Annotated in this window: 1 pseudogene; it reads left to right on the top strand. The window is 72.7% G+C overall.

Going from position 1 to position 315, the window contains the following annotated elements:
- A pseudogene (locus EXE42_RS17485) lies at positions 1–315 on the top strand (Hef nuclease); the annotation flags it as partial.

Genomic DNA, 315 nt, shown 5'->3' with positions numbered 1-315 from the left:
CGGCAGGCCGAGGGGAAGGTCGTCGTCTTGATGGCCGAGGACACCCGCGACGAGGCGTTCTTCTGGATCTCGCGCCGCCGCGAGAAGGAGATGGCGAGCCAGCTCGCGGAGCTGAAAGCGGCGACAGACGACATCGAGGACTCCGTCGGCGACGACGGACAGGCCGGCCTCGGCGCGTTCGCCGACGAGTCCGGCGGGGACGCGGAGGCGACCGAGGACACCGGCGGCGAGGGGGAGACCGCAGACGACGGCGGCGACGCCGGCCTCACCGACTTCGCGGCCGACGCGCGAGGGGAAGGAGACGACGAAGAGGGC

This window comes from Halorubrum sp. SP3, from assembly GCF_005435195.1.
Lineage (GTDB): Archaea > Halobacteriota > Halobacteria > Halobacteriales > Haloferacaceae > Halorubrum > Halorubrum sodomense.
The sequence above is the reverse complement of the archived record's forward strand: the minus strand, read 5'-3'. Positions and strand labels throughout refer to the sequence as shown.